This window comes from Neobacillus soli NBRC 102451, assembly GCF_001591665.1.
Lineage (GTDB): Bacteria > Bacillota > Bacilli > Bacillales > Cytobacillaceae > Neobacillus > Neobacillus soli.
Map to the genome: position 1 here is coordinate 1 of NZ_BCVI01000102.1, position 8860 is coordinate 8860.

Annotated in this window: 11 protein-coding genes and 1 other RNA gene; 5 read left to right on the forward strand and 7 right to left on the reverse strand. The window is 40.9% G+C overall.

Annotated features, from left to right (window positions below; genetic code table 11):
- Window positions 1-200: 200 nt before the first annotated feature.
- The 7 genes from BSO02S_RS25520 to tadA all read right to left on the reverse strand — a co-directional run bounded on the left by BSO02S_RS25520 (window position 201) and on the right by tadA (window position 4446).
- Complete coding sequence (locus BSO02S_RS25520; protein WP_066074751.1) at window positions 201-464, reverse strand: pro-sigmaK processing inhibitor BofA family protein; 264 nt, start codon at window positions 462-464, stop codon at window positions 201-203.
- A gap of 86 nt (window positions 465-550) precedes the next feature.
- Window positions 551-769, reverse strand: a complete 219-nt coding sequence (locus BSO02S_RS25525; protein WP_066074753.1) for a YaaL family protein — start codon at window positions 767-769, stop codon at window positions 551-553.
- A gap of 21 nt (window positions 770-790) precedes the next feature.
- Window positions 791-1387: a recombination mediator RecR gene (recR, locus tag BSO02S_RS25530; protein WP_066074755.1), complete on the reverse strand. Its 597-nt coding sequence runs from the start codon at window positions 1385-1387 to the stop codon at window positions 791-793.
- Between the two features lie 12 nt (window positions 1388-1399).
- On the reverse strand, window positions 1400-1720 hold the full coding sequence (locus BSO02S_RS25535) for a YbaB/EbfC family nucleoid-associated protein (RefSeq protein ID WP_066074757.1): 321 nt from the start codon (window positions 1718-1720) through the stop codon (window positions 1400-1402).
- 20 nt (window positions 1721-1740) lie between these two features.
- The gene (gene dnaX / locus BSO02S_RS25540; protein ID WP_066074759.1) at window positions 1741-3429 is read right to left on the reverse strand and encodes a DNA polymerase III subunit gamma/tau; all 1689 of its coding nucleotides are present in this window, start codon (window positions 3427-3429) and stop codon (window positions 1741-1743) included.
- 141 nt (window positions 3430-3570) lie between these two features.
- Window positions 3571-3835, reverse strand: an RNA gene (gene ffs / locus BSO02S_RS25545) — signal recognition particle sRNA large type.
- 77 nt (window positions 3836-3912) lie between these two features.
- Window positions 3913-4446 (reverse strand): tRNA adenosine(34) deaminase TadA, encoded by a 534-nt coding sequence (gene tadA / locus BSO02S_RS25550; protein WP_066074761.1) that lies wholly within the window; start codon window positions 4444-4446, stop codon window positions 3913-3915.
- Between the two features lie 69 nt (window positions 4447-4515).
- Here tadA and BSO02S_RS25555 point away from each other — a divergent pair, with 69 nt between their 5' ends.
- The 5 genes from BSO02S_RS25555 to BSO02S_RS25575 all read left to right on the forward strand — a co-directional run bounded on the left by BSO02S_RS25555 (window position 4516) and on the right by BSO02S_RS25575 (window position 8576).
- On the forward strand, window positions 4516-5073 hold the full coding sequence (locus BSO02S_RS25555; protein WP_066074763.1) for a cysteine hydrolase family protein: 558 nt from the start codon (window positions 4516-4518) through the stop codon (window positions 5071-5073).
- A gap of 56 nt (window positions 5074-5129) precedes the next feature.
- Entirely contained in the window at window positions 5130-6416 is a 1287-nt protein-coding gene (locus tag BSO02S_RS25560; protein WP_066074765.1) for a LysM peptidoglycan-binding domain-containing protein, read from the forward strand.
- A 381-nt stretch (window positions 6417-6797) separates the two neighbouring features.
- Complete coding sequence (locus BSO02S_RS25565) at window positions 6798-7439, forward strand: deoxynucleoside kinase (protein ID WP_066074769.1); 642 nt, start codon at window positions 6798-6800, stop codon at window positions 7437-7439.
- Between the two features lie 165 nt (window positions 7440-7604).
- Window positions 7605-8306, forward strand: coding sequence for a deoxynucleoside kinase (locus BSO02S_RS25570; RefSeq protein WP_218010622.1), 702 nt, complete (start codon window positions 7605-7607; stop codon window positions 8304-8306).
- A 33-nt stretch (window positions 8307-8339) separates the two neighbouring features.
- On the forward strand, window positions 8340-8576 hold the full coding sequence (locus tag BSO02S_RS25575) for a hypothetical protein (RefSeq protein ID WP_066074776.1): 237 nt from the start codon (window positions 8340-8342) through the stop codon (window positions 8574-8576).
- The last annotated feature ends 284 nt before the right edge of the window (window positions 8577-8860 follow it).

The following is an 8860-nucleotide window of genomic DNA, read 5'->3' on the forward strand; positions in this document are numbered from 1 at the left end:
GGACAAGTTTTTCAATCGCTTAAAAGCGACTTTATTATCTTATCAAGTTATCAACTGAAAGTCAACAACTTTTTTTATTCATTGTTCATCGCCCCAGTGACGACTTTTCATATATTACAGCATATTAAATGATTGGTCAACACTTTTTTAGATATTTTTTCAAAAGAAAAAGCCGCCATTTTTTTGAGCGGCTAGTTATATTATATTACCCATTGTTGAATAGCAACTAACGCGAATAAACCAGGGATTCCTAGAAAGCCTGAAATAGCCGATGTCGCAAAGTTGATTGGTACATGAATTCCATAACGATTACCAGCTACATTTAAAAAAAATAAAAACAATGCCCCGATTAATAGCTTAATGACTGCTTGGCCAGCAAACCGCGCGGGCCTAAAGCTAGCCCCAGAAAATAAAAGTATAAGAATCAGTACACCAAGAATGGATATCACGATAATTGGCTCCAAAAAAGCTATCCCCCTTCTAAAGTCACTTTGCTTACAACTTATGTACAAGTTAGCAAGAATATGACCATAGAAAAGAAATAGCTTGTTTATCTCATTAAAGAAACTTTCCGTACTTTGGCTTCTCTTAATAGAAAGATATATTTTGCTTCAGCAATTTTCGTTTGGCAAATCACTTCCTCGGAAGGATCAAAGCTTTTTTCCAATAACTGCTTTTCCTGCTGCCAATGAACCTTTAAACGATTCATCTGCAGTAGGAGTCTTTCATCATATTCTTTGCGCAGCCGGCCTTTCCGTTGAAAAAACATGATAGATTCCTCCGAGTTTTCTTAGAACTCTCTTCGACCTTCGATGGCTTTAGATAAGGTAACCTCGTCGGCATATTCAAGGTCACCGCCAACCGGAAGTCCATGAGCTATTCTCGTTGTCTTAATTCCCGAAGGCCTTAACAGCCTTGATATATACATGGCTGTTGCTTCACCTTCGATATTGGGGTTTGTCGCTAAAATGACTTCTTGGACCGTTTCATCCTGCAGACGCTTTAAAAGATCAGGAATATTAATATCCTCAGGTCCTATCCCATCCATTGGAGAAATCGCTCCATGCAGCACATGGTACAACCCATTAAATTCCTTCATTTTTTCCATGGCAATCACATCCTTTGGATCTTGAACGACACAGATAATACTTTTATCCCGTCGTTGGTCTTCACAAATATAACAAGGATCTTGATCTGTAATATGGCCACAGACAGTACAATATGAAAGATTACGTTTCGCATTTACTAGTGCCTTTGCAAAATCAAGCACCGTGTCCTCTTTCATACTTAAGACAAAAAAGGCCAGACGTCCGGCCGTTTTCGGACCGATGCCCGGCAATTTCATAAAGCTGTCAATCAGCTTTGAGATTGGTTCAGGATAATGCATGTTTTTCCTCTCCTAAAAAGGAAGGTTCATTCCTTTTGTAAATTGCCCCATCGTATTGTTTGTTAGTTCTTCTACCTTTTTAAGTGCATCATTAGTTGCAGCTAAAACAAGATCTTGAAGCATTTCAACATCATCCGGATCGACTGCCTCTGGTTTAATGATGACATCGACTACTTCTTTATGACCTGTTACTACTACAGTAACCATCCCGCCGCCTGCAGTACCTTCAATCTTTTGTTCACCTAACTCTTCTTGCGCTTCTGCCATTTTCTTTTGCATTTTTTGCATTTGTTTCATCATATTCTGCATATTACCCATTCCACCACGGTTCATCAACATCTACCTCCATTTTTTTAATCAATGATTTCCACAAATTCAGCGCCAAATAATTTTTTAGCTTCCGTAATATGTGGTTCTTCTTCCTTGCTCGATTCGCTGATTTCTCCTTCTTCACCATGTTGGCTGCTTAAAAAGCTTTCGCGAATTGGCAGCCACTGATCTTCAGGAACACCTAAAAGTATAAAGCTTTTGCCAGTTAATTTATATAATGCGGCGATAACAGCATCAAGAAAATCAGCTCGATTCATTGCCATTTGGCAAATCATCTCATGCTTGAATTTTATAATAAAGGCAGAAGAGGACGCTGCAATCGGCTCTGCATCGTTTAACAGGGCGGCTTGTGATTTTAAAAGACTTGCCCGCAATTCGCCCCAATTAGCTTTGATGACATTCAAATCACTTTTTGTTGCCTGCTTTAGCACTTCATTTATTTTTCCAACCTGAGGCTGAAAAACCTTCTTCGAAGACCTTTGCGCTTGCTTTTGAGGTTGTGGTCCCGCGTCTTGCGACGGTGCGGCCACTCCATTTGCCTTTAAGTGCTGCAACTCCGTCTCCAGCTGGCCGATTCTAGTTAATAATTGTTCCATCTCTGCAGGCTGTGATGGTGCTGTTTGTGTTACCTCCATTTGACAAAGCTTAACAATCGCCACTTCAAGAAAAATCCTTGGATGATTTGTCCAGCGCATTTCCTGCTGTGTTTTATTCAAGAGTTCAATCAGCTGATAAATTTGCTCCATTGGGATTGTTTCAGCTATCATTCGAAATTCATCATCAAGCAAAACTCTTTCGAGCGATTCTTCAAGCGTAGGTGCTGTCTTAAAAAGGAGCATATCACGATAAAAGAAAATCAAATCTTCAATAAAGCGCATCGGGTCTTTTCCATGGTACAAAAGCTCATCCAATGCCGCTAATCCACTTGCCACATCCTTGTCACGGAATGCCTTGGCTAGTTTGTTCAAAAATCCTTGCGACACTGAGCCTGTTACAGTTAAGGCATCCTCAATTGACACACGGTCCTGGCTATAGGATATCGCCTGATCCAATAAACTTAAGGCATCACGCATCCCGCCATCTGCTGCACGGGCAATCAATTGCAGTGCCCGCTCATCACAATCAATCCCTGTTTCCTCGACGATTAATTTCATCCGCTTTACTATTGACCCTGCTGTAATCCGTTTAAAATCAAAACGTTGACACCTTGAGATAATTGTTAGCGGGATCTTATGCGGTTCTGTTGTCGCTAAAATAAAGATGACATGCTTCGGCGGTTCTTCTAACGTTTTTAGCAGGGCATTAAAGGCGCTAATGGATAGCATATGCACTTCATCAATGATATAGACTTTATAATTGACTGATGTAGGCGCAAATCTAACTTTATCGAGGACATCACGCATCTCCTCGACTCGTGAGTTTGAGGCTGCGTCAAATTCTAACACATCTGAAATCGTTCCATTTGTAATTCCTAGACAGGCAGCACATTCATTACACGGTTCCGAAACCGGTGCACGCTCACAATTAATCGCCTTGGCTAATATTTTTGCTGCGCTTGTTTTCCCTGTTCCTCTTGGACCAGAGAAAAGATAAGCATGCGAGATCTTTTGTTGAAGCAGGGCGTTTTGCAATGTCTTGGTTACATGTTCTTGTCCTACTACATCAATAAATGTTTGAGGCCGCCAAACACGATATAAAGCTTGATACGCCATCAGACACCGCCCCCTTCAGATTTATTCATCACATCTATTATAGCGTATCCAATTTGTTTTTTTCAAAGTATATATAAGAGTTCACAAAAAAACTCATCCCGGAGTCGAGATGAGTTAATTTTTATAGGTAATATGTAACTGCCGTGCACCTTCCTTCGACTGTCGCCCATAAGCGTTACTTAAGCAGTTAGCTCGGCCCAGGCAACCCTGCGGCACATGGGAGCGTCCACTTAATGCTGCTTCCTTCCGGACCTGACATGGTTCATGGATTCCCATTGCGCAGGACCCGGGCGTCAACACCACTTACTTAAGGCAGACCCTACAGACGAACAGCCTCAGGAAGGGATTCAGTCTCGCTAGAGCGGATTGCGAGTACAGGGCACCGCTACCTCCCCACCTAGCACGGCAAAGTTGAAAACAAATTTTAATGCGCCATATCTGACACCTTTTTAGTATACAAATATTCTTAAAAAAATGCAATCTTTATTCCTTGTCAATTCCTGTCAAATTATTAACGAGTGCTTCTTTTCTTAACTTTTTCTCAAGTTTCTTTCTGTCTCTAATTTTTCGAAAAAAGTCTGAGAGCATTTGACCGCACTCCGCTTCTAATACCCCGGTTACAATCTCACTTTGGTGGTTAAAGCGTTCGTCCTGGAGAAGATTCATGAATGTTCCCGCGCAGCCCCCCTTTGGGTCACTCGCACCATAAACAACTCTATTGACTCTCGATAAAATAATCGCCCCCGAGCACATAGGACAAGGCTCTAATGTGACATACAAGGTTGCATTTTCAAGGCGCCATGAGCCCCGGCTCTGACAGGCCCGGTTAATCGCCAGCAGTTCAGCATGAGCGAGTGCATTTTGCTCACTTTCTCGTAAATTATGTCCCCGGGAAATGATTTTATCATCAATGACAAGCACGGCTCCGATTGGTACCTCATTTAAGGCTTCTGCTTTTTTTGCTTCCTTTATTGCTTCTTTCATAAAATATTCATCCTGGGTTTCTTCAAGCGTCATGACAACACCGCCTTTTATAGGATAAAAAATAGCTTGATATTCCAAAATAACTAAGAAGGAGAGTTGCGAATGAAGGATATCCGCCCTGCCCTAATCATTATTGATATGATCAATAACTTTGATTTTACCCATGGTTCCATTCTTGCCAAAAAGGCACAACAAATTGCCCGCCCTATTAAAAGTTTAAAAGGACAATTTAATGAACGGAAGTTACCGGTTATTTTTATTAACGACCATTATAATTTATGGCAGGCTGATTTCGATAAAATTATTAAGCTTTGCCGCAACAAATATAGCCAGCCTATTTTTGAACAACTGCTTCCAGAGGAGAATGATTTTTTTTTAATCAAACCGAAGCATTCGGCCTTTTATGGGACAGCTTTAAATACTTTGCTCCATCAGTTAAAGGTAAATACACTTATTCTCACTGGAATCGCCGGTAATATTTGTGTGTTATTTACCGCAAATGATGCCTATATGCGTGAATACCAGCTGTTAATCCCCAGTAATTGCCTCGCTTCCGCTGATGATGAAGATAATCTTTATGCCCTTACGATGATGAAAAACGTCTTAAAGGCCAAAATTGAAGGTAGTACACATGAAATTTATCAACATTATATCATTTAACCACCTTCTCCCACATAGAATAGCTGTAGCGTATGTTTGTGGGGAGGGGATTATGGATGCAAATCCATGTGATAAAGAGCAATGAATCATTAACAACAATTGCTAGGTCTTATCATACAACAGTTCAAGATATCGTTGAAGCAAATGAGTTGCCGAATCCAAATAATCTTGTAATTGGACAATCGCTTGTTATTCCGATTATTGGCCATTTTTATTTCGTACAGCCTGGAGACTCTTTATCTTCCATTGCTAAAAAGGTTGGCGTCCCGTATCAGGAGCTGGCAACCGTCAATCGGATACCTGTGAATCAGCCGCTTCATGTTGGTTTCCGACTTTATATCCCTGAGGCAAAGAAAAGAAATGCTGAGTTTAATGCGTACGTCGAACCGCGCGGCACATCGGTAGCTCCTGTCTTAGAAAACAGTGCCCGTGAGGCCGCACCATACCTAACCTATTTAGCCCCCTTCAGCTTTCAAGCGCGGCGTGATGGGACCTTAAAAGAGCCATTATTAAATAACTTCCCCGCTATTGCCAAAACCAATCGAAATGTCCTAATGATGGTCATTAATAATCAAGAAAATGATCAGTTTAGCGATGAGCTTGGACGCATTTTATTAACTGATATTGCGATTCAGGATAAATTTTTAAATACAATCGTCACAACTGCGAAAAAATACGGATTCCGCGACATTCATTTTGACTTTGAGTTTTTACGCCCCGCAGACCGCGAGGCGTACAACCGCTTTTTACGAAAGGCAAAGCAGCGCTTTAAAAGCGAAGGCTGGCTGATGTCGACCGCTCTAGCACCAAAGACAAGCGCTACACAAAAGGGAAAATGGTATGAGGGCCATGATTATAAGGCACACGGGGAAATCTCTGACTTTGTTGTGATTATGACGTACGAATGGGGCTATAGCGGCGGCCCTGCGATGGCAGTATCACCCATTGACCCGGTCAGGAAGGTACTTGAATATGCAATAACTGAAATGCCGGCTAATAAAATCCTGATGGGGCAAAACCTTTATGGCTATGATTGGACATTGCCCTTTGTACAGGGAACTGTGGCAAAGGCGGTCAGCCCGCAGCAAGCCATTCAGCTGGCAGCTAAACACCATGTCCCGATTCAATACGATGCAAAGGCGCAGGCACCCTTTTTTAAATATAGCGATGCTGGTAAACAGCATGAAGTCTGGTTTGAAGATGCCCGCTCCATCCAGGCGAAGTTTAATTTAATAAAAGAGCTAAATATTAGAGGTATGAGCTATTGGAAGCTTGGTTTAGCCTTCCCGCAAAACTGGCTGTTAATTGTGGATAATTTCAATGTGACAAAAAGACCGTCTTAAACCAGTATGGCATCCCGAGCCGCCATCTACCAATAAAATAAATTTAAAGAACTAGCCTTCATCACCTAATAAAGGCGGTGTGAGCAGAGCTTGGCATAACTAAATTCGAGGGGTAAAATGTATTTTCCACCTAATCTTGATATATTGATTCGCTTTTGCGTCGCTCCGCCCTTTTTCCATAAAATAATTTTTTCCAGATAAACTGCCGTCATTCGGCAGTTTTTTCATATTTTCGACATAGAAATCACATCTTGTAAATATTCCATATCCCTTCCTAGTTGAGATTATGATAAAATAAACTTTGCGTCTTTTAGATTAACTAAAAATCCAGTTTATCTGGTTACACATAGAGTGCAGGCAGTTGGAGAAGGAGGACTTGCAATGGGGGAAACACCCTTTATTACCGTTGAAGGGCCGATTGGTGTTGGAAAAACATCGCTCGCAAAAGCCATTTCAGCGCAATTCGAATTTACGTTATTAAAAGAGATTGTTGATGAAAATCCATTTTTAGGAAAGTTCTATGAAAATATTGAGGAGTGGAGTTTCCAGACGGAAATGTTTTTCCTCTGCAATCGCTTTAAGCAATTAGGCGATATCAATACCCATTACTTAAGCAAAAATCAATCCGTGGTTGCTGATTATCACATTTTAAAAAATTTAATTTTTGCCAGACGATCATTAAGCAAGGATGAGTATCAAAAATACTACAAAATTTATCAAATTCTTACCGAAGATATGCCAAAGCCAAATGTAATTATTTATTTGAATGCAAGCTTGGACACCCTTTTGAAACGAATCAAAATAAGAGGGCGTGAAGTGGAAAAGAATATCAGCCCCTTATATTTAGAGCAGCTGTCGATTGATTATGAAGAAACCATCGCAATTTTTGAAAAAGAGCATCCAGAGATACCCGTTCTCCGCTTTAGCGGTGATGAGTTGGATTTTGTAAATAATGAACAGGATTTAAACTATATTTTTGAGAAGCTATCATTATCGTTTAAAAAAAGCAGCGGGATAAGGTGAAACCTCAATCAATGGAGGGTCTATCGCCATTGATTGTTAGTTGAACCAATCGGGCATATACGGGCAGTTGCTCCCACAGTTATCCTTTTCGGTTCACTTGGGAGCCTTGGAATAGCAGAGCTTACTGCCCGTTAATGCGGGACTAAAACAGTATAGAACAGGGGGATGTTAGTGAGTATCGTTATTGGCGGGATGATTGGTCTTGGAAAAACGAGTGTGGCAGATACATTAAATGCCCATTTTAAACAAAAGGGAATTGAGAGTAAGGTGTTTTATGAAGCGGTCGATGATAACCCGATTCTACCTCTTTATTATGAATTAACACCAGAGGAATTAGATGCACGGAGAATTCCATTCCTATTGCAATTATTTTTCTTAAATAAACGCTTTAAAACAGTTAAAGAATGCGTTAGTTGGCAGGAACCGCTTTACACGATCCAAGATCGCTCGATTTATGAGGACTGGTATTTTGCTTATGTGAATAAATCACTCGGCAGGATATCTGACTTGGAGTTTAAGATCTATGAAGATCTCGTTGAAAATATGATGGAAGAGCTGAATGAACTTCCAAAAAAGGCACCGGATTTAATGGTTTACTTAAAGGGGTCGTTTGATACGGTGATTGACCGGATTATGGCCCGCGGCCGCAGCTTCGAAATTAACCCTGAACTAAAAGAGTACTACTTTGAAGTGTGGAAGGGTTATGATGACTGGGTCATGAATCAGTACGCAGCCAGCGATGTATTAGTGATTGATATGGATACAACAGACGTGGTAAAAAGTAATGATGATGCCCAAAAAATTTGCCTTGCTGTCGAGGAAAAGTTAAATGAAATCCTTCATAATACAAAAACACCTATTGGCTAATAGGTGTTTTTCTTTGGGCAACTTTCTAAGAGAATGACAAAGGGCTTGTTGGAGCCCTTATTCGGAAAAGAACCAGTTAAAGGGTATCCAATCGGGGCTATTGGAGCCCGTTTAGGCGAAAAGGTCGGTCAAGGGGTTTCCAATCAGCCCTATTGGAACAAGTTTAGGCGAAAAAGTCGGTCAAAAGGTTTCCAATCAGCCTTATTGGAACAAGTTAAGGCTAAAAAGTCGGTCAAAAGGTCTCCAATCGGGGCTATTGGAACCTGTTAAGGACAAAAGGTCGGTCAAGGGGTTTCCAATCAGCCCTATTGGAGCCCGTTTAGGCAAGAAAGTCGGTCAAAAAGGTTTCCAATCGGGGCTATTGGAACCCGTTTAGGCGAAAAGGGTCGGTCAAGGGGTTTCCAATCGTGGTATTGAAACCTGTTTAGGGAAATGAATCGGTCAAGGGGTATCCAATAGATGAGCTTCACCCCTTTTCCATAAAAAAAAGTCCGTTACAAGTAAATGTAACGAACTTCTATCTCCAGTTTTTATGCGCGATTGTTTAAGAATTA

Coding starts and splice junctions, on each gene's coding strand:
- recR (WP_066074755.1), bottom strand. CDS start 1,387: ATGCATTATCCTGAACCAATCTCAAAGCTGATTGACAGCTTTATGAAA.
- tadA (WP_066074761.1), bottom strand. CDS start 4,446: ATGACGCTTGAAGAAACCCAGGATGAATATTTTATGAAAGAAGCAATA.
- BSO02S_RS25575 (WP_066074776.1), top strand. CDS start 8,340: ATGACAAAGGGCTTGTTGGAGCCCTTATTCGGAAAAGAACCAGTTAAA.
- BSO02S_RS25535 (WP_066074757.1), bottom strand. CDS start 1,720: ATGAACCGTGGTGGAATGGGTAATATGCAGAATATGATGAAACAAATG.
- BSO02S_RS25565 (WP_066074769.1), top strand. CDS start 6,798: ATGGGGGAAACACCCTTTATTACCGTTGAAGGGCCGATTGGTGTTGGA.
- dnaX (WP_066074759.1), bottom strand. CDS start 3,429: ATGGCGTATCAAGCTTTATATCGTGTTTGGCGGCCTCAAACATTTATT.
- BSO02S_RS25525 (WP_066074753.1), bottom strand. CDS start 769: ATGTTTTTTCAACGGAAAGGCCGGCTGCGCAAAGAATATGATGAAAGA.
- BSO02S_RS25570 (WP_218010622.1), top strand. CDS start 7,605: ATGTTAGTGAGTATCGTTATTGGCGGGATGATTGGTCTTGGAAAAACG.
- BSO02S_RS25560 (WP_066074765.1), top strand. CDS start 5,130: ATGCAAATCCATGTGATAAAGAGCAATGAATCATTAACAACAATTGCT.
- BSO02S_RS25555 (WP_066074763.1), top strand. CDS start 4,516: ATGAAGGATATCCGCCCTGCCCTAATCATTATTGATATGATCAATAAC.